The sequence below is a fragment of the Streptomyces sp. NBC_00386 genome (assembly GCF_036063235.1).
GTDB lineage: Bacteria > Actinomycetota > Actinomycetes > Streptomycetales > Streptomycetaceae > Streptomyces.
In genome coordinates, this window is sequence record NZ_CP107950.1 from 9,470,202 (window position 1) to 9,490,905 (window position 20,704).

General features: G+C 68.5%; 20 protein-coding genes and 4 pseudogenes. 11 read left to right on the forward strand and 13 right to left on the reverse strand.

Going from position 1 to position 20,704, the window contains the following annotated elements:
- Positions 1 to 583 precede the first annotated feature (583 nt).
- On the reverse strand, positions 584 to 907 hold the full coding sequence (locus tag OG780_RS41440) for an antibiotic biosynthesis monooxygenase (protein WP_328457160.1): 324 nt from the start codon (positions 905 to 907) through the stop codon (positions 584 to 586).
- Between the two features lie 173 nt (positions 908 to 1,080).
- Between OG780_RS41440 and OG780_RS41445 the strand changes: the two genes are divergently transcribed.
- From OG780_RS41445 to OG780_RS41460, 4 genes are all read left to right on the forward strand, one after another.
- Complete coding sequence (locus tag OG780_RS41445; RefSeq protein WP_328457161.1) at positions 1,081 to 1,602, forward strand: hypothetical protein; 522 nt, start codon at positions 1,081 to 1,083, stop codon at positions 1,600 to 1,602.
- Between the two features lie 188 nt (positions 1,603 to 1,790).
- The gene (locus OG780_RS41450) at positions 1,791 to 2,105 is read left to right on the forward strand and encodes a hypothetical protein (protein WP_328457163.1); all 315 of its coding nucleotides are present in this window, start codon (positions 1,791 to 1,793) and stop codon (positions 2,103 to 2,105) included.
- A 395-nt stretch (positions 2,106 to 2,500) separates the two neighbouring features.
- Entirely contained in the window at positions 2,501 to 2,848 is a 348-nt protein-coding gene (locus tag OG780_RS41455) for a hypothetical protein (RefSeq protein WP_328457165.1), read from the forward strand.
- Positions 2,849 to 3,198: 350 nt separating this feature from the next.
- Positions 3,199 to 3,366, forward strand: a complete 168-nt coding sequence (locus OG780_RS41460) for a hypothetical protein (RefSeq protein ID WP_328457167.1) — start codon at positions 3,199 to 3,201, stop codon at positions 3,364 to 3,366.
- Positions 3,367 to 3,809: 443 nt separating this feature from the next.
- On the opposite strand, the gene OG780_RS41465 is transcribed toward OG780_RS41460, so the two are convergent.
- Complete coding sequence (locus tag OG780_RS41465) at positions 3,810 to 3,986, reverse strand: hypothetical protein (protein WP_328457168.1); 177 nt, start codon at positions 3,984 to 3,986, stop codon at positions 3,810 to 3,812.
- A 70-nt stretch (positions 3,987 to 4,056) separates the two neighbouring features.
- Between OG780_RS41465 and OG780_RS41470 the strand changes: the two genes are divergently transcribed.
- Positions 4,057 to 6,891: an AfsR/SARP family transcriptional regulator gene (locus tag OG780_RS41470; protein WP_328457170.1), complete on the forward strand. Its 2,835-nt coding sequence runs from the start codon at positions 4,057 to 4,059 to the stop codon at positions 6,889 to 6,891.
- A gap of 88 nt (positions 6,892 to 6,979) precedes the next feature.
- Positions 6,980 to 7,840: pseudogene (locus tag OG780_RS41475) on the forward strand (IS5 family transposase).
- 290 nt (positions 7,841 to 8,130) lie between these two features.
- On the opposite strand, the pseudogene OG780_RS41480 reads toward OG780_RS41475, so the two are convergent.
- Positions 8,131 to 8,223 (reverse strand): annotated as a pseudogene (locus OG780_RS41480) (IS21-like element helper ATPase IstB); the annotation flags it as partial.
- 77 nt (positions 8,224 to 8,300) lie between these two features.
- Here OG780_RS41480 and OG780_RS41485 point away from each other — a divergent pair.
- A complete protein-coding gene (locus tag OG780_RS41485; protein ID WP_328457172.1) occupies positions 8,301 to 9,152 on the forward strand; it encodes an IS5 family transposase in 852 nt (283 codons plus the stop codon).
- Between the two features lie 242 nt (positions 9,153 to 9,394).
- Here OG780_RS41485 and OG780_RS41490 read toward each other — a convergent pair whose 3' ends face one another.
- Positions 9,395 to 10,294 (reverse strand): alpha/beta fold hydrolase, encoded by a 900-nt coding sequence (locus tag OG780_RS41490; protein ID WP_328457174.1) that lies wholly within the window; start codon positions 10,292 to 10,294, stop codon positions 9,395 to 9,397.
- 57 nt (positions 10,295 to 10,351) lie between these two features.
- On the opposite strand from OG780_RS41490, the gene OG780_RS41495 reads away from it, so the two are divergent.
- Positions 10,352 to 10,960, forward strand: coding sequence for a TetR/AcrR family transcriptional regulator (locus tag OG780_RS41495; protein WP_328457176.1), 609 nt, complete (start codon positions 10,352 to 10,354; stop codon positions 10,958 to 10,960).
- A gap of 183 nt (positions 10,961 to 11,143) precedes the next feature.
- Here the strand turns inward: OG780_RS41495 and OG780_RS41500 are convergent, their stop codons facing one another.
- Entirely contained in the window at positions 11,144 to 11,452 is a 309-nt protein-coding gene (locus OG780_RS41500; RefSeq protein ID WP_328457178.1) for a hypothetical protein, read from the reverse strand.
- Positions 11,453 to 11,475: 23 nt separating this feature from the next.
- On the opposite strand from OG780_RS41500, the gene OG780_RS41505 reads away from it, so the two are divergent.
- Complete coding sequence (locus OG780_RS41505; protein ID WP_328457180.1) at positions 11,476 to 11,733, forward strand: hypothetical protein; 258 nt, start codon at positions 11,476 to 11,478, stop codon at positions 11,731 to 11,733.
- On the opposite strand, the gene OG780_RS41510 is transcribed toward OG780_RS41505, so the two are convergent.
- From OG780_RS41510 to OG780_RS41520, 3 genes and pseudogenes are all read right to left on the reverse strand, one after another.
- Positions 11,656 to 12,096, reverse strand: a complete 441-nt coding sequence (locus OG780_RS41510; protein WP_443062278.1) for a zinc ribbon domain-containing protein — start codon at positions 12,094 to 12,096, stop codon at positions 11,656 to 11,658. The genes OG780_RS41505 and OG780_RS41510 overlap by 78 nt on opposite strands.
- Positions 12,097 to 12,174: 78 nt before the next feature.
- The gene (locus tag OG780_RS41515; protein ID WP_328457182.1) at positions 12,175 to 12,711 is read right to left on the reverse strand and encodes a GNAT family N-acetyltransferase; all 537 of its coding nucleotides are present in this window, start codon (positions 12,709 to 12,711) and stop codon (positions 12,175 to 12,177) included.
- Positions 12,708 to 13,156 (reverse strand): annotated as a pseudogene (locus OG780_RS41520) (IS256 family transposase); the annotation flags it as partial. The pseudogene OG780_RS41520 and the gene OG780_RS41515, both read right to left, overlap by 4 nt.
- A 123-nt stretch (positions 13,157 to 13,279) precedes the next feature.
- Between OG780_RS41520 and OG780_RS41525 the strand changes: the two are divergent.
- Both OG780_RS41525 and OG780_RS41530 read left to right on the forward strand, forming a co-directional pair.
- Positions 13,280 to 13,672 (forward strand): annotated as a pseudogene (locus OG780_RS41525) (transposase family protein); the annotation flags it as partial.
- 68 nt (positions 13,673 to 13,740) lie between these two features.
- A complete protein-coding gene (locus OG780_RS41530; protein ID WP_328457184.1) occupies positions 13,741 to 13,986 on the forward strand; it encodes a DUF2283 domain-containing protein in 246 nt (81 codons plus the stop codon).
- A gap of 153 nt (positions 13,987 to 14,139) precedes the next feature.
- On the opposite strand, the gene OG780_RS41535 is transcribed toward OG780_RS41530, so the two are convergent.
- From OG780_RS41535 to OG780_RS41555, 5 genes are all read right to left on the reverse strand, one after another.
- Positions 14,140 to 14,628, reverse strand: a complete 489-nt coding sequence (locus OG780_RS41535; protein WP_328457186.1) for an MBL fold metallo-hydrolase — start codon at positions 14,626 to 14,628, stop codon at positions 14,140 to 14,142.
- Between the two features lie 216 nt (positions 14,629 to 14,844).
- The gene (locus tag OG780_RS41540; RefSeq protein WP_328457188.1) at positions 14,845 to 15,648 is read right to left on the reverse strand and encodes an alpha/beta hydrolase; all 804 of its coding nucleotides are present in this window, start codon (positions 15,646 to 15,648) and stop codon (positions 14,845 to 14,847) included.
- Between the two features lie 29 nt (positions 15,649 to 15,677).
- Complete coding sequence (locus OG780_RS41545) at positions 15,678 to 16,511, reverse strand: alpha/beta fold hydrolase (protein WP_328457190.1); 834 nt, start codon at positions 16,509 to 16,511, stop codon at positions 15,678 to 15,680.
- Between the two features lie 314 nt (positions 16,512 to 16,825).
- The gene (locus OG780_RS41550) at positions 16,826 to 17,650 is read right to left on the reverse strand and encodes an alpha/beta fold hydrolase (protein WP_328457192.1); all 825 of its coding nucleotides are present in this window, start codon (positions 17,648 to 17,650) and stop codon (positions 16,826 to 16,828) included.
- Between the two features lie 211 nt (positions 17,651 to 17,861).
- A complete protein-coding gene (locus OG780_RS41555; RefSeq protein WP_328457194.1) occupies positions 17,862 to 20,636 on the reverse strand; it encodes a helix-turn-helix transcriptional regulator in 2,775 nt (924 codons plus the stop codon).
- Positions 20,637 to 20,704: the final 68 nt, after the last annotated feature.

The window sequence follows — 20,704 nt, forward strand, 5'->3', positions numbered from 1 at the left end:
CGCTAAGGCTTGACTCTTCTTCAATCTCCTTATTTCAGCTGCCAGTTGCTCTCTAGGCGCGGCGTTCGCCAGCGTCCTTTCCAGGCTTTCGCCCTGACCGCTTGAATTCCTCTGACAGGTTCCGCGGTGTCGACGCTGCGCCCGCCCCATGACTCGCACGAGCTCGGGCTTGCAGCCCGCTCTCAACGTGAAAGTACGTCAGGCCAACAACAACCCACCAACGGCTCACTCCGGCAGCGTTGCTGCGGTTCGGCCACCAGGCGGACCACGGCCTCGGCGTCATCACTGTGCTGGGCAGCGGGTGGCCAGTGTCCGAGGCGGTGGTGGCGGTTTCTTGGACACCCCAGTCGATACCGGTGTCCCTCCCCGTGGCGGGCAGCGCCTCAATGGTGGTGCGCCGCGACGAACGAGGCGTACCAGGGGCTGAATCTGTTGCGATAAACACGGACGGTGGACGGCTGCTCGGGCATGTCACGCGATCACACCGTCGTCACGGCGATGCCGCTCGCGTTGTGCAGCGTTCGTCGTTTGGTGTGACTCTTCTGCAGGGACCAACCCGCATGGGCGTCGGTCGCAGGTTTGCTCAGTGGGGCTGCTGGCGGCGGTCAAGTACCTCGAAGTGGGCTGACCGCTTATCGAAGTCCGAGAGCACGGCCTGGGCGGCCGCTGGCACGTGTGCTCTCTCGTAGTCCTCGCCCATGAACGCCTGTACAGAGGCCAGGGTGTCGAACCACATTAGGGTCATGAACTCGACGTCGTCTTCCCGCTCGCGCCGGATCAGATCGATCGACTGGAACCCCGGGATGCGCCGTGCTTCGATTCCGGGAATGACCTGCCCCCGGACGATGCGCTCGTATGCGTCGGCGTTTTCCCTCGTGGTCCAGCCACGCCACAGACGACAGATCATGGGCGGAGTGTAGTGCGCACTCGCGCCGGTCTGCCCGGGATTCGGGCCAGTCCGGGTCCGGCGGGCCGTATCGTCCCCGGTCACGGGGTGGGCAGAGGTGTCGACGTCTGAGGGCGAGGAGGATGCGCTGGGGGTGCAGCCCTTGTGCAGTGAGCTGGTGATGCCGTGCGCCGTTGCCGTTCGTGGTCGGACGGCGGATCGTCGTGTCCCAGGACGCGCTCTTGGAAGCGGCGATGGTCTCGTGGCTGGAGGAGCTCGATCGGCGGGAGGCTGCCGCGCGGGAGGAGATTTCCGAACCGTGTGACCGCATCGAGGTATTGACCGGACATCTTGCCGAGCAGGAGGAGGTATTGTCCCGGCTGGAGATCACGCGGGAGACGATGACGGAGATCCTGTCCGGTGATGAGGCGGTCACAGGGCTCGAGATCGAGCCGGGGGACACCGGGGCGGGGGACGCCGGGCCGGCGGAAGCTTCGAGGCAGCTGGCGAAGGAAGAGGAGAGCCGGTTCAGGGTGGGGTCGCCGGTCGGAGTGCGGCTGGTGCCGGAGCTGGCGGTTGGGCGCTGCCTCGTTCCTACCAGGACATCCTTGAAGTCCTCGAAGACACGGTCTATCCGACGCGAGCGCATCACATCTGCGCGGCGCTGGGGTTGTCGACGGACAAGAGCAAGGTGGAGGATTTCCGGTCGAAGCTGAAACGGCTGGTCGAGCGGGGCTGGCTGACGGAGGCGGGACCCGGGCTCTTTGCCACGCGCGGCCCGGCTCCGGTGAAGGCGGATGCCCCGGAGCAAGGACGGCCTGCGGCCTCGCGCCGGTGTGGGGTCGGGCTCTCGTCCCTAGCGTCGAAGGTGCCAACCGATCCACGCCCGACAAGCGAGAGCCCGATGACTGGAGCGTATGCGGCCGCCACGGCGGCTGACTCCTTTGACCGAGCCGTTTCTTTCTTCCCTCCCCTCGTCTGCGATCTCTCCAGCCCCGAGACACTGCACCTGCCGCACGAGCGGGTGGAGGAGAGCGTCGAAGAAGGGGCCAGGCAGCTGGGCCGTCTGCTTTCGCAGGACCATTTCGATCTGCGTGCCGAGAAGGAGGAGGTCCGGCTGTCCACCCTGGACGCCGACGCGCGGGCCGTTCTGGCCGACAGCCGCACCGCCTGGAGAAGGGCCACCGGCGTCAACTGGCCACGAGGGCCGGGACGGTGACCGCCTCCCGATGCGCGCTGCGCTCTGTCGACCTACCCAACCCTTGTCCGGCCGATGGCGCTCTCGCCCTGCCGCGTGAGCGGCACAGCCTGGGCCTTCGGCGTCTGGAGGTGCTGGAAGCCGGCCGCCTGCGGCTCCTACAACAGTACGCTGGAGGCGATCGACCGCCGCTGCGGCCATCGGGCGGTCGGCAAGCGCCAGGTGGAACACCTCGTCCGGGCGAGTGCGGCGGACGTAACCGCCTTCTATGCGCAGCGCATCCCCATCCCGGCCGGGAAGAGGACGCTGCTGGTGATCAGCGTTGACGGTAAAGGGATCGTGATCCGCTTGGCCGATCTACGCGTCGCGACCCGCAAGGCCGCCGAGCGATCCGCGGCGGCCACCCGCATGTACGAGTGCCGGATCCCGGACCCTTTCCGGCCGACGACGCCAGCGAGCTCACCCTTTACGTACGCATCGAGAAGGCGGTCGCCCACCCGAAGGCCGAATCCATCGAGGCCATAGGCCGCACCGGCTTCCCCAACCGCGACGGCCAACCGGACTCCGCCCCCGGCGCCCTGAAGATCCCCGGCGGTGCCTCGCCCTCATCGGCCTCGGCAACTTTCGGTACGGGCGCCTCCACCAGCGGCTCTGCCTCGGCATTCGACGCAGGCAGCGCGACTGGCGGAGCATGCATGCAGAGCGGCGCACTGGCCGCCGTCGCGCTGGGCACCGCGTTGTTGCGCCGCCGGATGTGCTCCTAGCGAGCACGACGACACGGTGCACCCCGCAGCGCTCGAGTCGACGGGATCAGGACGGCACGCGATGCCAACACCAGGGCAGCAACTCCCTGCGCCGCGCCGCTGAACCCCCTTTTGCTTCGTACCTGTCACAGAGTCAAGATCCCTCACAGGAGGGGATCCACTCGCTCCTGGCAGAGGGGACGTGAAAGCGTCCTGAAGGACGGGGAAGCCGTGCAACTTCGCAAGTCCATAAGCCTGCTCGGCGTCGCCGCAGCCACTGCGGCAGCGCTTCCTACCGTACCAACGCCGGCGAGCGCATCGAGATGGGGATGCTCGACCTACATCGACCTCTACGATGACGCCGGCCGCCAATGGGGCTCGGCATACTGCAGCGGAAACGGGCCGATGAGGCTGCGGCCTACTGCGACTCCGACCGGTACCCCTACCGCGCCAAGCTCTACGGCACCTGGGGTGTCAACAGCAGCAACGTCTACGCGAGCAACTGCTACATCAGCAAGGTGTGGGGCGACGTCGGCTGACACCGCCTCGGGAAACAAGGGAACCTCCCGTTTTGCTAGGGGATGATCTCGAATAGGGAAGACCTCGGCGAGGTAGTCGCCGAGGTCTTCGTTCTCTTCTCTCACCGCCAGGACGTCTTCTCCAAGGTGAGCGGCAAATGGCGTCCGATAACCAACGGGAGCAACCTCCTCGACACGCCCCCAGCTGTCCGAGTCGTACCCCTCCTTTCTCAGGTGAAGGCGGGGATATCGGGAGCCGTATATCACGGTCCTTGACCGGGTCGGCAGGTCACTCTGATGGCCTAGTGTTCCGGGAAGGCCGTTTGGCCTCCTCAAGAAGGATGTTCCCTATGGCTGGTGATGGCGTCTCAGGTGCACCTGGTTGGTTTGCTGCCTGTTCGAGGTGAAGATTTCGGCGGCGGCTGGGCGGACAAGGTGTCCAATTCCCTGGGCGGTCGGATCAGTCACGCCGAGGGCAGCGGCAGCTTCAGGAGATCTACACCGGCGCTGGTGGCCGCGCTCGAAAGCGGCAGGCTGTGTTCGCGCTCAAGGAGGTCCTGGAGCCGGACCTGTCCGGTGAAGCCAGCAACCTGCATGCGTACCAGCGACAGCAGACCCTGCCTTCGGCGATCCGCGGACACGATCAGGATCCACGGCGAATCAACCGTTCCGGCAGGGCAGGGCCGATACTAAGGAGCGGTAGTGGCGAGGATGTTTGGTGTACTGGGCGAGTTGACACTCCATCTGGAGGGACGGCCGCGCACGCTCCGGGCGAGCAAGGCCGGCGCGCTGATGGCAGCACTGCTTCTTAGTCGTGAAGTCGCCCTGACACCCGATCAGTTGATCGACGCGCTGTGGGCGCACAACCCTCCCAGGACGGCCACCGCGTCCCTGCACAATCACCTCAGTCGGCTGAGGGTATTGCTGGGTCCGCATCGGGAGCGGCTCGTGCAGGGACACGGCGGGTACCGGCTCGACCTTCGTGAAGGAGAGCTCGACGCCGAGATCTTCGCCACCCGGCTGGTACAGGCTCAAGATGCCCACGCGGACGGCCGTTGGGATGCCGTATACGCCGAGACCGCCGCGGCCCTTGGGCTGTGGCGTGGCCGGCCGCTGCCAGAGTTCCCGCTGCTCCACGACGGCCCCCACGTTGCGCACCTGGTCGAGCTTCATCTCAACGCGCTGGAGATGAGCTTTGAGGCACGGATCCGGCTGGGACGTCATCACGGCACCATCGGAGAGCTCGGTCGCCGCATAGCGGAGCATCCGTTGCGGGAGCCGTTCCACCGACAGCTCATGACAGTACTGCAACGTGAGGACCGGACTGCCGAGGCCATCGCCGTCTACCACGGCCTGCGGCAGCGGCTCGCCGACGAGCTCGGCATTGATCCCTCCTCAGCCACCCAGGAGTGTTTCCAGGAACTCCTCTTGTCGCCCGGCCCGGGTTCCTCCCCTCCGGTGAACACCGCTCAAGCGACAGACAAGAAGGTGCAGCCGTCAGCAGCTGTATCGCTGACCAAGGCGTCGTTCCAGCCAGTGCCGGGAGCACCGTTCCAGACACCGCGCGACATCGGCGATTTCACCGGGCGGACGGACGAACTCTCGACGCTGCTGGACGGGCTCCGCGAGCGGTCGATGACCCCCCCTGCCGTCGTGATCGTCTCCGGTATGGGCGGGGTCGGCAAGACGACCCTCGCCTTGCACGCGGCGCATCTGAGCCGTGAAGATTTTCCTGGTGGGCAGTTGTACGCCGATCTCCGCGGCTTCGGAACCGGCAGCCCACGGGCCGCCCATGACCTGCTGGCGCGCTTCCTGGCAGACCTGGGGGTGTCGCCTCGGTCGATCCCCGAGGACAGCGACGACCGTGCGGCCCTCTACCGGGCGACGCTGGCCGAGCGCCGCGTCCTGGTCGTGCTCGACAACGCGGGACACACGGAGCAGGTTCTCCCGCTCCTGCCGGGTACCTGCCCCAGTGCTGTGGTTGTGACCAGCAGGCACACTCTCGCCGGGCTGCCGGGGACCTCACGCATTACCCTCGGCCCTCTCGGCCGGGCCGAACAGCGAAGCCTGCTGGCGTCCATCTGCGGCACGGAACTGGTCCGGGCCGATCCGTCGGCGACCGACCGGGTGCTGGATGCCTGTGCGGGACTCCCGCTCGCCCTGCGCATCGTGGGTGTTCGTCTCGCTCAGCCCGGCGGGCGATCTGTCGCAGGCACCGCCGACCGACTCGCGTGGAAGGGGCAGCGCCTGGATGCCCTCAGTGTGGACCACCTGGGCATTCGGGATGTGTTCATGCTGAGTTACCGAGCTCTGGCCAACTCCGACAGGCTGCGGCAGCGTGATGCCGCCCGGGCCTTTCGCCAACTGGGCCTGTGGCCTTCGCATCCGTTCTCCCTCCAGGCCGCATCCGCCCTGTTGAACCAGCCGCTCGACCACACACTTGATCTGCTCGACCTGCTCGCGAGCGCTCACCTGCTCCAGAACCCCTCCCCTGGCGTGTTCCGGTTCCATGACCTGCTCGGTGAGTTCGCTGCCGAGCGCGCCCGCGACGAGGAGTCCTCTGAGGAGGCCGACGCGGCGCTGCTGCGGCTTCTCCTCTGGCACGCCGAGGCGACCGAGCACGCAGACCAGGCGAGCGGCATCGGACGCCCCAGGCCCGTAAACGCCTCCACAGCCTTGCCAGAGCTCGCGAACGGGCAAGAGGCACTGGACTGGATCTCCCGGGAACTACCCGCTCTAACGGACGCCGTTCAGCTCGCCGCGCGCAGTTCCCGGCCCGAACTCGCCTGGCGCACCGCTGGCGCCCTGTTCGGATGGATTCAGGCGAACTGGTGGACCAAGGAGTGGGAAGAGCCCGTCACCGTAGCGCTGTCCGCCGCGCAACGCGAGTCCGCTCTGAGCGGCCAGGCCGAACTGCACAACGTGCTCGGCATGGCCCACGGATCGGCGCACCGCAACGAGATCAGTCTCAAGCATCTGGAGGTGGCGGTCGCACTGTACGAGCAGACAGGAGAAACCGAGCGCCAGGCGTCGACGCTCGCCAACACGTCCAACACCTTGCGACAGGCCGGCCGCCCGGAAGAGGCTCTTACCACCATCGAGCGAGCCATCTGTCTGGTGGGAAGCTCCCACCGGCCCAGGGCACGTTTCGAGTACATACTCGGCGCGGTCCTCCTCGAACTGGGTGACACCCGTGGCGCGACTGCCGTCTTCCGCCGGGTGGTGGAGGTCTGGCGTACCCAGCAGCGGCCATTCCTCGTCCAGGTCGGCCTCATCGCCCTCGGTGACGCGCTGCGAGCCCTCGACGAGCGCGAGGAGGCGCTCGCACTCCTCGCAGAAGGACTGCAGCTGTCCCGGAAGACGAACCAAGACCACCAGACCGCCGACGCACTGGAGGCCCTTGGACGCGCGCACTTCCAGTTCGGCGACCACCAACAGGCACGCGTGCATTGGCAGGAAGCTCTCTTGATCGCCGAACGGAACGACCTGCAACAGGTCGTCAACGACTGCCGCAAGGGAATGGACCTGCTGGACAGTGTCCTGTGATCGGCGCCGCAGGCCCGCAGCAAGTGGGAGACTGTCTCCGCCGCCCGCTAGCACGTGTCTCTTTGATGGGTTGGTCAGTTGATCGGGTGTGTCTGTCCGATTAGTGATCACTGATGCGATGTGGAACCGGATCGAGCCGCTGATGCCGGCCGATCCGGTTCGTGGGCGGCGATGGGCCGACCACCGCCGTACCCTTGAGGCCATCGCGTGGAAGTACCGAACCAGTTCGCCCTGGCGGGACCTTCCCGACGAGCTCGGTTCGTTCCAGACCGCTCACAAACGCCTGATCAGGTGGACCGTCGACGGCACCTGGGAGCGGATCCTCACCGCTGTTCTGGCCGCAGCGGACTCCGACGACGACATCGACTGGACCGTATCTGTGGACTCCACCGTCGTTCGGGCCCACCAGCACGCCGCCGGCGCACTGAAAAGGGGGCCGTCGGTCGCGTCGAGCCCGCCGACCATGCACTCGGACGCTCACGCGGCGGGCTGAGCACCAAAGTCCACCTGGCCGCGGACGGCCGGGCCCGGCCACTGGCATTCGCCGTCCCCGCGGGCCAGGCCGGCGACGCACCGGCCTTCGAGACGGTGACGGCCCGCATCCGTGTGCCGAGAAGCGGCCCGGGCAGGCCCCGGACACGGCCCGCGGCCGTGCCGGCGGACCGGGCCTACTCCTCCCGTGCCATCCGGGCGCACCTGCGGCGTCGGGGAATCCGCGCGGTCATCCCTCAACCGTCCGACCAGGTGGGCCACCGCCTGCAGCGAGGCCGCCGCAGGCGGCCGGCCGCCCGCCTTCGACACCGAGACCTACAAGCAACGAAACACCGTCGAACGCTGCATCAACCGCCTCAAGCACTGGCGAGGCCTGGCCACACGAACCGACAAACTCGCCACCGCCTACCAAGCCGCACTCCACCTCGCAGGCATCCTCATCTGGACCCGACGCTGACCAAAGAGACAGAACCTAGAGCTTGTCATCAAGTGATCCTGCGTCTTGGATCATGGTCGGGCGATACGTCGCCATGAACTGTCCGATGCCGTTTGGGAGTTGGTCCGGTCGCTGCTGATCGAGGAAGCGGTGATGGGCATGCTCGCTCTACTGCATGGCGCGTCCAGCTCCGAGGTGCGGATGCTGAAGACCGACGACATCGACCAGCAGGCCCGTACTGTCTGGCCGGAGAAGCGGCCCCATCCCCCCTCGGCCCCGCTTCCTGGACGGTGCTGCAGCGATGTCTGGCATTGCTCGTAGGCGGCCTCGACCAGCTCGCTGACCAGTTTCGTCGCGAGGGTGTAGTGGACGCGGTAGCCCTTCATGGCTGCCTTGGTGCTGAGAGGGCAACTGATCTATTTTGCAGGCGATTTGGGGGCATTCACTGTGACCAGGGCGATGGTGGGTCGTTGCGTGTCTTGTGAGTCCTCGACGCCCCTATCGCAGTGACGTCTCCGATGCCCGCTGGACGTTGATCGAGCCGGTGTTCGTGTCTTGGCGGGCAGGCCGGACAGGGCCGGGAACCGCGGCACGGGTGCATGATCTGCGGGAGATCGTGAACGCGATCCTCTATGTCAACCGGACGGGCATCCCGTGGGAGTACCTGCCGCACGACTTCCCTCCGTACAAGACCGTCTACGACTACTACGCGAAGTGGGAGGCGGACGGCACCACCCAGCAGGTGCATGACCTGTTGCGTGACAAGGCCCGTCGCGCACAGGGCCGGCCCGCGGCCCCGTCGGCTGCCGTCATCGATGCGCAGAGCGTGAAGACCTCCGCAAATGTCGCCGAGGCCAGTCAGGGCATCGACGCCGGCAAGAAGATCAAAGGGCGCAAGCGTCATGTCGCCACAGACACGCTCGGCCTGGTCCTCGCGGTCATCGTCACTGCCGCCTCGGTCCACGACTCAACCGGCGGGAAACGCCTCCTCGACGAGCTCGCCGCGTCACACCCCAGCGTGACGAAAGTCTGGGCCGACGGCGGATACCAGAACAGCGTCTTCCAGCACGGAGCGTCCAGGGGCATCGACGTCGAGGTCGTGAAACGCTCCCCGATCAAGGGGTTCCAACCCCAGAAGAAGCGCTGGGTGATTGAGCGCACCTTCGGCTGGCTGATGCAGAACCGCCGCCTCGTCCGGGACTACGAAGCCCTCCCTCAGCGATCCCGCACCATGGTCCACTGGGCCATGGCTAACAAAACCAGCCGTGAACTCACCGGAGAATCAGCACCAACCTGGCGAATCGAAACAGGTGATTCAGACAATCCAGCCTAAACGTTGATCAGATGCTCTCTGAGAGTTCGTAACAGGATCATGGGTGGGCCTTCTTGAGGCGTCGCCGGCAGATGAGGCTGCATGCCAGGGAGACGAAGGCGTCGTGGAGTTCGAGGCATCGTTCCCCCTCGGATGCCGAGGCGTTTGAGCTGGTGGAGGAGGGCGAAGGCCTGCTCGACGACGTAGCGGAGTTTGCGAAGCTCCGCCTGTCGTTCGCGAAGTTCAGCCGTGTGGCGTGCCTGCTACCGGTTGGCCACGAGGAATTCCTCCAGGATCTCGACAAACCGCGCCGGCTGCTCCTCGGCCGGGTAGTGGCCGCAGTCGTCGAGGACGACCCCCGTGACGTCGTCGGCCGCCTGCCGCATCGTCTGGGCGACATTCGCGCCGCTCCACAGCGCGCCGCCGAGGGCGAGCACCGGCAGCGTCAGCCGGGTCTTGCCGCGCTGCTCGTTCTGCGCGATCGTCTCGTCCAGCGCCCGGTAGTACGCGAAGCTCGCCCGCAGCGCGCGAGGATCCGCGGTGATCGCGTCGACGTAGACGTCGACGGCGTACGCGGGTATCGCGGTCCGCGTGGCGGCCTTGGTGGCGAACTGCCAGCCGAAGAAGAGCCGCTCCCGTCCCCGGACCAGTTCCTCGTTGAGGTCGGTGAGCCGGTTGAAGCCGAACTGCCAGAGCTTCAGGTTGACCGCGGCCGGGCCGAAGAACGGCGGGGACGGCGTGAGACCGGGGATCACTGCTTCGAGGATGGCGAGCCGGCCCACCCGCTCGGGGTGATCGGCGGCGAGGGCGTATCCGGTCCACGTACCGATGTCGTGGCCGACCACGTCGAACCGGTCGTGCCCGAGCGCGGCCATCAACGCGACCAGATCGGCGGCCAGCGTGCCGGCGTCGTACCCGTCGTCGGGCTTGTCGGAGAGCCCTGCCCCGCGCGAGTCGACGGCGACGACGGTGTGCTGTCGGGCGAGCGCGGGCATCACCTCCCGCCAGGCGTACCAGGTCTGGGGCCACCCGCCGATCAGCAGCAGCGCCGGGCCGTCCCCACCGGTGACCGCGTGCAGCCGCAGTCCGTTCACCTCCACGAACCGGCTGGTGAAGACGTCAAGGAATCCGTCAGGCAGTCGCAGCGAACTCAAGCTTGTCATGCCAGCGACCATACACATCTTTGAACGATCGGTACAAGATGTGTAGACTGACGGACCATGGCAGGCCGCAAGCAATTCGACGTGGACGAGGCGCTACGACGTGCGATGCACGTCTTCTGGCGCTGGGGTTATTCGGAGGCATCGATCGATCGCCTGGCCGAGGGCACGGGCCTGGGCCGGGGCTCGCTCTACGGCACCTTCGGCGACAAGAGCGCCCTCTTCCGCAAAAGCCTCCAACGGTACGCGCAGACCTACCACCCGCTGTACGAGCAGGCACTGTCCGGCCCCCACCCGAGCCCGAGCGCCGTTGTGGCCGCCTTCCTGCAGGTCGCCCTGAACCGCATCGCCGACCCGACGGTCCCGGATGGCTGCCTGCTCACGGTGTCGGCAACGCAGTTCCCGGCCCTCGACGCGGAGGGACGGGCGATGGTCCGCGCCATGATCGACGGTTTGCGGGCGATGCTGGAGCAGGCATTGCTGGCGGCGGGGGCCGGTGAGCAGGAGGCGGCAGAGCTGGCGTTGTGCACGCTGGCGACGAACAAATCTCTGGCAGTGCTGAGCCGCGCCGGCTTCTCGGGCGAAGACCTGGCAACCGTCGCGGCAGCCGCCGCAAAGAATGCCAAGGCTCCGCTGAACCGGCCGGCCGAACCGTCGGGGCCGCGATAGGCGGGAACGGCTCCGTCGCCAATGGATCTGCAGAGACCTTGGGACAGCCGACGGCTCGGCAGGAAGTGACTCGGCACAGCCCTCATAGGGGCTGAGCCGACCCTGGCGACGAAATCGTCCCACCGGGGGAAGAGGCTGACCTGAGCCGCCTCGGTCTTCGGGCTCTTGGAGCTCGTAACAGGGTCATGGGTGGGCCTTCTTGAGGCGTCGCCGGCAGATGAGGCTGCATGCCAGGGAGACGAAGGCGTCGTGGTAGGCATCGGCAATCGGAGCTTGCTGATCACGTTCGACAGCCAGGACGGCCTGGGCCGGCAGGCCCTGAAGCTGATCGAGGCGGGCTGTGGTGCCGTCGGTGATCGCGTCGACCACAGCCCGGATCCGCTGCTCCGGTGCCGGCAGGTCAGGTTCATCCCATGCGAGAACACATCTGACCGACTTGTACGCGACGACTGCCGGGCCGTAGCGGGACGGCGTAAGGTGACGCCCTTCCATTCAGGAGAAGCGAGGAGACGGTGGTGGCTGCAGCAGACGAGAGGCCGGCAGAAGTCGACAAGCGGGACATCCCCCTGTCCGGCGGGCGAACGCTACGGGTGACGGAGTACGGCAACGGCAGCATCCGGATAGCGGTACAGGCCGGATCCCCTTACGTGATCACCAGCCTCGAACACATCGACGGCCAAGCCGTATTGAAGATCTCACCCGGACGCGAGGGATCGAACGCCCACAAGAACTGGGTCAGCGACCACAACGCCGGCCAGGAAGAACTGCCTTGACATCCTCCCGAGCCCAGAAGCCCGGGATTCCCGTCTGTTCCCACACAAGCCGTGTGGGTCGCTTCGGGTGGGTTCTGCCGCACAGCGTTGTGCGGGCGCGGGTGCCTGTCTTACCTGCGCTCCACAGGCTGTCACCGCCGGTCCGGCGGCCTTGGCGACGCTGAGTGCCGCGTTGGTGTCCCGGTCCAGGACCGTCCCGCAGGCTCCGCACGTCCAGGTGCGGACGTGGAAGGGCTTGGGGCCGTCCTTCACACCGCACCATGAACACACCCGAGGGATCGAGTCAACGCGCCCTCGGCGAAGGGGAGCTGAGAGAGGATGCCGGATCACCCACCGGCCCGAAGGCAGGCTCTGTGCAGGCATGGGTCATCGACAGGGATCGACGGGCCCCGGTCCGCCGCGTAGATCCCAGGCTCCCCGGCTTCACACCTTGAGTAACTGTCAAGACTTGTGGACGGACAGTCCGTTGGGTGGCGCATCGGTCCTTCGTTCCAGCAGTGTGACTGTGACGCCGGGCGCAATCTGACGTTTGCCGGTGGGGGTGAATCCGCGTCTCTGGTAGAGGGCGAGCGCGGGGTGGTTGGCGGTTCCGGTGGAGACCAGGGTCAGGTCTGCGGATTCAATGGCATCGAGACGGTCGAGCAACGCGGTAGCGATGCCGCGGCGGTGTGCGCGGGGATGGACCACGAGTCGGCAGATATCCAAGGTGCCGTCGTCCAGTCGGGTCCAGGAGACGGCTCCGGCCAAGCCGGTGTCGTCAGCGATACCGAGGAAGGATTCGGTGCAGCCTCGAAACTCTTGGAGGGTTTCGTGCAGTGGCGGGATGCCGTCGAATCCGATGAGTGCGGCCTCCACGGCGTAGGCGGCGCGCTGAAGTTCCCACAACTGGCGCAGGGTGGCTGGGTCGGCCAGGTCCAGGCGGTGGGGCTCGTTCAGTCGTCGGTAAGGTGTTGCGCTGGTGTCGCGGTGTCTTGTCATGCTGCGATCGTTTCAGAACGCTCAATCAGCATGCCATGGTCGAAGCCTGCTCCGGCCCGGACAAGGGTGACGAGGTGGGGCGCGTTCACGGCCCGCCGGCGGGCCTGGGCGGACTCGACGAGATTGAAGACCATGGCGAGGGCGGCGGCCGCGCTGCCGGCTCCGCGGGTGACCTTGGTCCGTAGCCGGACCGTGGCGAACGTCGACTCGATCGGGTTGGTCGTGCGCAGGTGGATGCCGTCGGCCCGGACGTAGACGTAGTCGGATCCGGCCAGGTCGCGCTCGCCGAACGCCTTGTGGTCGGCCCTGCCAGTGCGTGGTGAGGCGGGTGACGGTGGCTGGCGAGAGACCAGCTGAACTGCCCAGGAACTGCTCCAACGCGGGCACGAAGTCACCGGAGGACAATCCGTGCATGGAGCAGCGGCAGCACCTCACTGATCGCGGGCACGCCTTCCCGACCCGCGCTGCGAACGTGGGCCTACTCGGTGACCATCACAGGACCAATCGGGAAAGTACGCCCTTCACGTCCAACCCGAGGTTGATCCACAGGCCTTGAGCATTGCTCCCACGGGGGGGCATGAACGTCCAGGTCATCGCCGATGCGTTCGGACGCCTGCTCTGGGTCTCACCTGCCCTGCCGGGTGCCGTCCACGACATCAAGGCCGCACGCACCCACGGCATCATCGAAGCGCTCACCCAAGCCGGCATCCGGACGTGGGCAGACAAGGGATATCAAGGAGCTAGGGGACCGATCCGGGTGCCTTACCGGGGCCGCTGGAGCACGCTCCCGGTCGGCAAGCGGGCGGTGGACTCCTCCCGCGCCAGGATCCGAGCCGTCGGAGAGCAGGTCAATGCCACCCTGAAGAGGTGGCGGCTCCTGCGCAAACTCCGTTGCAGCACCGCCCGTATCACCGACATCGTCAAGGCGGTGCTGGTCTTGCACCTCGCCACGGCAGCCTGAGGTCGCTGCGGCCGGAGGCAGAGCAAGGACAGCGCCGCCATCAACGACAGCAAGGGAGCCCGCTCACCGTGGCAGACGTCAGAGTCACCTACGACAAGACCGTGGACGCAGCGTACGTATACCTCACCGAACCGCAGGCCCGCGTGAAGTCCGCCCACATGTATCCCTGCGATCCGGTGGACGTCGACGGCATGATCAACCTCGACTTCGACGAGCAGGGCCGCCTCATCGGCATCGAGGTGTTGGCGGCCAGTTCAAAGCTACCCGAGTACCTGCTCCAGTCCGCGGAGCGACTGGATACCGAAGGTGCATGAAACAGTCGAGCACCGCGCTCGCGGCGACCGCGGTGCGCTCTGCAGCAGGTTGGAAAAGGCTCAATATCCAAGAAGGCCGGCGACAGGACAGCCTTGGCCCTTCAGCGGGCAGGTCACGATCAGCAGCGAGGAGCTAAAGAGGACGTGTCGCCTTCAGCTTCCGGTACTCGTCGACCCCTCGCACGAACCGGCACTTCCGGTCCTTATCGTTGACGACGGTGGGCCAGTTCCCGCCCAGTCGCGCGCCACTCTCCGCGCTCGGCGGGTGGACGAAGACGTGATGGCCGGTCGGCCCGGAGCCTCCAGGCGGTGGGTCGTCCAGGGAGCGAGGGCGCGCGCGTTGCCGCCGAGGCTGCGGGCGCCGGACGGCGTGGTGAGGACGGTGTCCGCGGAGGCGAGCAGGGCCCGTCCCGCGAGGTCCAGGTTGTCGCCGTGGTGGTCGTGGCTGAGCAGAACGGCGTCGATCGGAGGGAGTTCGGCGGGGGTGAGCGCGGGGCCGGCCGTCTTGTGCGAGGACGTTCCCCAGCCGAAGCGGTAGCGGTGGCCGGGCGGGTCGAACGTGGGGTCGGTGAGCAGCCGCCAGCCACCGGCCTCGATCAGGGTGGTCGGACCGCCGATGTGGGTGATGCGTGCTTCGCTCATGCCGGGTCCCCGTTCACCGTGTCGTCGTCCGCTGTCCTGTCGTCCGGAGTCTCGTCGTCCGCGGTGTCGCCTGTGTGGTCCGGCCGTTCGTGGTGTCACCTGTACCGTCCAGCCGTTCGCGGTGTCACCGTTTGCGGTGTCGGCCGCAGGTGGTCCCCCCGGGCCGGGACGGATCGCGTACGTCCGTCCCGGCCCGGGCAGTTCCGTGCAGGGCGTCTAGCGGATGGCGTGCTCCAGTGCCCACGACAGGGCGTGGTCCGCGACCTCTTCCCAGCCGGGCGAGGCCGGCATGAGGTGCGGTTGGCCGGGATACACCTTCACCTCGGTGACGGTGTCCGACTTGTAGTGCCGGGCGTTGGACTGCTGGACCTTGGGCGGCATCAGATGGTCGAGTTCGCCGGAGAGGAAGAGCAGCGGCGCGCGGTCGTCGTTGTGGTAGTTCACCCAGATGTCCTGGTGGCCGGGCTGGAGGTTGGCCAGCACGCTGTTCCACAGGATGCGGCCCGAGGCGGGGACCGCGTAGCGCTCGTACAGCGCGCGGGACTCCTCCTCCGCGAACGTGTTGGCGAAGGCGTAGTGCCACTCGTCATGGGTGAGGCCGACGGCCTTGTGGTGGTTCGCCGGGTTCTTCAGCACCGGGAAGGTGGCCTTCACCTGCGTCAGGGGCACCACCGATACGCCTTCGGTGGGGGCGGAGTTGATGGCGACGCCCGCCGCGCCGTAGCCGTGGTCGAGCAGGACCTGGGTGAAGGCACCACCGGCGGAGTGACCGATCAGGACGGGCGGCCTGTCGAGCCCGCGGACCACGTTCGCCAGGCTCTCGATGATCTGCGGGGCGGTGATCCTCTCGATCGGGGCCGGGTCGGCGTTCAGGGACTCGACCTCCACCTCGAACCCGGGGTACGCGGGAGCGATCACGCGGTAGCCCTGCTTCTCGTAGCGGTCGATCCAGTGTTCCCAACTGCGGGGTGTGACCCAGAAACCGTGGATCAGGACGATGGTGTCGGGGGCAGTGCTCATCGGAGCTCCTCGGGAGACGGTGACAGGTGTCAGCGGGTGGCGCGGTGCGCGGCCAGGATCTGGCGGACCACGACTTCCGGGTGGGACATCATCACGACGTGCGAGGCACCCTTGACCTCGACGGTCGTGCTGCCCGCCCGCTCGGCCATGAAGCGCTGCGCCGCGGGCGGGATGACGTGGTCGGCGGTCGGGATCACGTACCAGGACGGCAGGCTCCTCCAGGCCGGGACACCGCTTCCGGCGCCCAACCCGCCCACGGAGCCGGGGCGTTGGGTCGCCGCCATCAGCCGTGTCACGGAGTGCGGGAGATCCTGCGCGAACACGTCGTGGAACTTGGCCGGGTCGATGTATCCGTCGATGCCGCCGGGGGTGCCGTCCGGCAGAGGGAACGGGCGGGTCAGCAGCGCGTCCGGCAGCATGCTGCCCGGGAACATCGAGGCGAGTTGCAGCGCGCTCTCGCCCTCGTCGGGCGCGAACGCACCGACGTAGACCAGCGCCTTGACGTTGCTGTGCCCGCGTCCCGCGTTGGTGATGACCTCGCCGCCGTAGGAGTGCCCGACGAGGATGACCGGACCCGGAACGGTGTCGACGACGCTGGAGATGTACGCGGAGTCGCCCGCGAGGTCCCGCAGCGGGTTGGCGGGGGCGATGACCGGGAAGCCGGCCTTCTGGAGCCGGGCGATGGTGTCGTTCCACCCGGACGCGTCGGCGAACACGCCGTGGACGAGGACGACGGTCGGTGTGCTCGCGTCGCCGGTACGGGCCGTCGCGGAGGCGGTCGCGGTGCCACCGCTGAGCGTGAACGCGCCGGTCGCGAGCAGGCCGCCGAGGACACGGCGGCGAGGGTGGGCGGGGGAGGCCACGGTATGGCTCCTTCGACTCGGGCGGGCGGGAGGCCCGCCGGACAGCGGGCGAGGAATCGCCCGGCAAGATGCAGGAAGGGGGAAGAGGGCCCGACGGAGTGAGGGCGGGGCGAAGAGGTGCTCGACGGGGTGTGGGCAGGGTGAGGTGCCGTCCGGCAGCGATGGGCGGTGACCGCGTCCGCCCCCACGACGGCCCGTAACACCGGGCCGGGGCAGACCGGTTCACCCGGTCGCACCGGACGCCTGTGGCGAGCGCGCGAAGGCGCGTCCCGGCCGTCACACTCTCCTGGCGCGGCCGACTCGCTCGCTCCCGCTCAGGAGTTGAGGAACTCCAGCAGATCAGAGCCCAGTTGGTCCTTGTGCGTGTCCGTGATGCCGTGCGGTGCGCCCGGATAGACCTTGAGGGTCGCGTTCTTGATACGGGCGGCCGACGCCTTGCCGCCGACCTCGAACGGCACGACCTGGTCGTCGTCGCCGTGGACGACCAGCGTGGGGACGTCGAAGGCGTCCAGGTCGGACCGGAAGTCGGTGGCGGAGAAGGCCGCGACACACTCGTAGGCGTTGCGGTGTCCCGCCGCCAGACCCTGCCGCCAGAACGCGTCCCGGATGCCCTGCGAGACCTCGGCACCGGGCCGGTTGTTGCCGAAGAACGGTCCGTCGGCGAGGTCGTGGTAGAGCTGCGAGCGGTCGGCGAGGGAGCCGGCGCGCAGCGCGTCGAACTCCTCGAGGGGCACACCGCCGGGGTTGTCGTCGGTCCTGAGCATGAAGGGCGGTACGGCGGAGACCAGGACGAGCTGGGCGAGGCGTGCGGTGCCGTGCCGGCCGACGTAGCGGGCGACCTCGCCGCCGCCGGTGGAGAAGCCGACGAGGGTCGCGTCGCGCAGATCGAGGGTGTCGATGAGGGTGGCGAGGTCGTCGGCGTAGGTGTTCATCTCGTTGCCGTTCCAGGTCTGGTCGGAACGGCCGTGACCGCGCCGGTCGTGGGCGATGGCGCGGAAGCCGTTCGCGGCGAGGAACAGTTGCTGCGCCTCCCAGCTGTCGGCGTTGAGCGGCCAGCCGTGGCTGAGCACGACCGGCCTGCCCTGGCCCCAGTCCTTGTAGTGGATCCGCGCTCCGTCGGCCGCGGTGACGTACGGCATGGGTGCTCCCGTCTTCGGACGATTTCCGACCGGTTGATCGTCCGCCGGGACAGGGCGGCCCCGAATCCCGTGCGGCGCATAGTCGTGACCGCCGCGCGCCGGTCGCGTCACCGGGTGTCCGCCCTGCGAACGGTCCGCCCGGCCGCCTGGATCGGGCGGACCGGCCCCTGCACCGCGAATCCGAAGGGAGTACCTGGGCCCGGCTCCGGGCTCAGAGCCCCGGCGCCTGGCCGAGCCGGCGTCGGGAGGTGACGTCGAGCTTCCGGAAGACCTTTCTCAGGTGGTAGTCGACCGTGCCGGCGCTGATGAAGAGCTGGGCGGCGATCTCGGCGTTGGTCGCGCCGTCCTTCGCGAGCCGGGCGATCGTGAGTTCCTGCGGGGTCAGCGCGGGCTGCGGTCCCGCGGATCCACGACGGGGGTGTTCCCCGGTCGCGGCCAACTCCTGGGCGCTGCGCGCCGCATAGCCCATGGCCCGCATGCCGTCGAACATCGCCAGGGCCGTACGCAATTGCTCACGGGCGTCCTTGCGGCGCTTGCGGCGGCGCAGCCATTCGCCGTACAGCAGATGGGCGACGGCGCGATCGGAGCGGGCCCTGGTGCCGGAGAGTAGGGTGATCGCCTCGCGATAGAGCGGTTCGGCCTCGTCGGCGGGAGCGAGCAGCGCTTCCGAACGAGCCAGTACGCCCAGCGCCCATGGTGTGTTCGCCGCCCTGGCGCGGGAGGTGAGCGTACGCAGCGCGGCCGAGGCAAGCACGCGGTCGCCGCAGCGCACCGCCGCCTCGACGAGGTGGGGCAGCAGCCGGGAGTGCACCCCGAGGACGTCGTGCTCGATCAGTTCGTGGGCGGTGGCGCGTGCCGGCGCGTAGTCGCCGCGGCTCAGCGCCAGGACGACGGTGCCGATGCGGGCGATGGACGCGACGGCGCCCGCGCCCAGCCGGGTTCCGGCTTCCATCGAGCCGCGCAGGACGGTGTCGAGATCGTCGGTCTCACCGTGCCAGGCGAGCAGTTCCGGGTGCCGGTAGATGGCCCACACCTCGTCGTTGGCGCCGATCGCGGAACGTATCTGGTGACCCTCCGTCAGCAGATCGTCGGCGGCGGCCAGTTCGCCGAGATTGGTCTCGGACATGGAGGCGCAGTACAGGGCGGAGTCCAACTGCCACAGGGCGCCCGCCCGTCGGCTGATGTCGGCACCGCGCCGGATGACGGCGGTGTGCGCCTCCTCGTCCCACAGGACCATGGTCATGGTGATGACGGGCAGTTGGCCCCGCAGCACGTCCTCGTCGCCGGTCCGCGGGTCGAGCAGCATCGTGGCGGCCCTCCGCAGATGGGGCACGGCGCTCTCGTACCCGTCGGTGGCCAGGACGGCGAACGCGCGCAGCACGAGGTCGACACCGGTGGCGGGCGCGTCGCGCGGCACCAGTTCCTCGATGGCGCGGGCGATCTCGGCCGGTGTCGTTCCCTCCGCGAGGTGTTCGGCGGTGATGACACGCTCGACGGCCCTGAGAAGCGCCTCACGGGCGAGGTCGGGTGCTCCGCCGGTCAGGGAACGGGCCGCGTTCAGGCACAGCGCCGGCGCCTTGGCGAACGAACCGGCGTCGCCGAGCGCGATGATGGTGTGCGCGCGGACGAGCAGCGCCCTGCCCCGGCCGACGTCGTCGAGCAGTGAGACGTCGAGGGTGTCGAGGAGCGATTCCGCCTGCACCGGCGCTCCGGCGCGCAGCGCGGCCTCGGCCGCTGCCAGCAGCCGCTCGGCGCGTGTCCCGGCCCGCGAGGTGAGTTCGGCGGCCCTGGTCAGGAAGGTGGCGCGGGCCGCGTAGCCGCCGCGCGCGCCCGCCCGGTCGGCCGCCCGCTCCACCTCGGCGGCGACGGCCTCGTCCTGGCCGAGCGCCGCCGCGGCGAGGTGCCACGCGCGCCGGTCGGAGTCGGCCGGGCGGTCGGTGACCTCGGCCAGGGCACGGTGGGCGCGTCGGCGTTCGCCGCCGTCCGCGCCGCCGTAGACCGCGGACCGCACCAGGGGATGCCGGAACCGCGCGGTGGTCCGCAGCACCACGAGCCGCTCGGTCTCGGCGGGGCCGGAGGCCTCGGGGTCGACGCCGAGGCGCCGCGCCGCGCTGGTGACGTATCCGAGATCGCCGCCCGGCTCGGCGGCGGCCAGCAGCAGCCAGGTCCGGGCCGGTTCCGGCAGCGCCCGCACCTGCCGGAGGTAGTGGGCCTCCAACCGGCCGCCGAGAGGCAGCGGTTCGGGCAGGGCGAGCCCGCCGGAGAGCTGCTCGGCGGAGAGCTCCTGTCCGAGGTCGGCCAGCGCCAGGGGGTTCCCGGACGTCGCGGTGACGATCCTGGCCGCGACCCGGGCGTCGAGCTGTCCAGGGACGGTCTCACGCAGCAACTCCAGCGCGAACTCGTCCGCCAGGCCGCCTACTTCGATGACCGGCAGCCCCGCGGGCACCTCGAAACCGGTACGGGCCGCGAACAGCAGACCGACGCCCTCGGCGTGGAGCCGTCGGCCCACGAAGGACAGGACGCCCAGCGACTCGTCGTCGAGCCACTGCATGTCGTCGACGCAGCACAGCACCGGGCGTTTCCTGGCCGCTTCGGCGAGCAGGGTCAGCACCGCGAGCCCGACGAGGAACCGGTCGGCCGGCGGGCCGTCGGCCAGTCCGCAGGCCACGCGCAGCGCGTCGTGCTGGGTGGGCGGCAGCGCGCCGGAGTGCTTGAGCGCGTCCAGGCCGTCCCGTCCGTCCACCAGTGGGATGAGCATCCGGTGCAGCGCGGCGAAGGGGAACCCTGCGCTCTCGGACTCGATCCCCGCCATCGAGACCACGCGCAGGTCGGCGGCCTCCGCCGCCGCGTACTCCAGCAGCGCGGTCTTGCCGATCCCGGCGTCCCCGCGCAGCACCGTCACCTTGCTGAGCCCGTCACGCATTCCTGCCACGAACCCTTCGAGGACCCGGCGTTCCCCGGCCCGCCCCTTGAGTGTCAACGCCACGCCCTTCGGATGCCCGGGTGGCGAGTCGACGACGGCACGCTCCCTCGCGCCCGCCGTGATCTCACGCT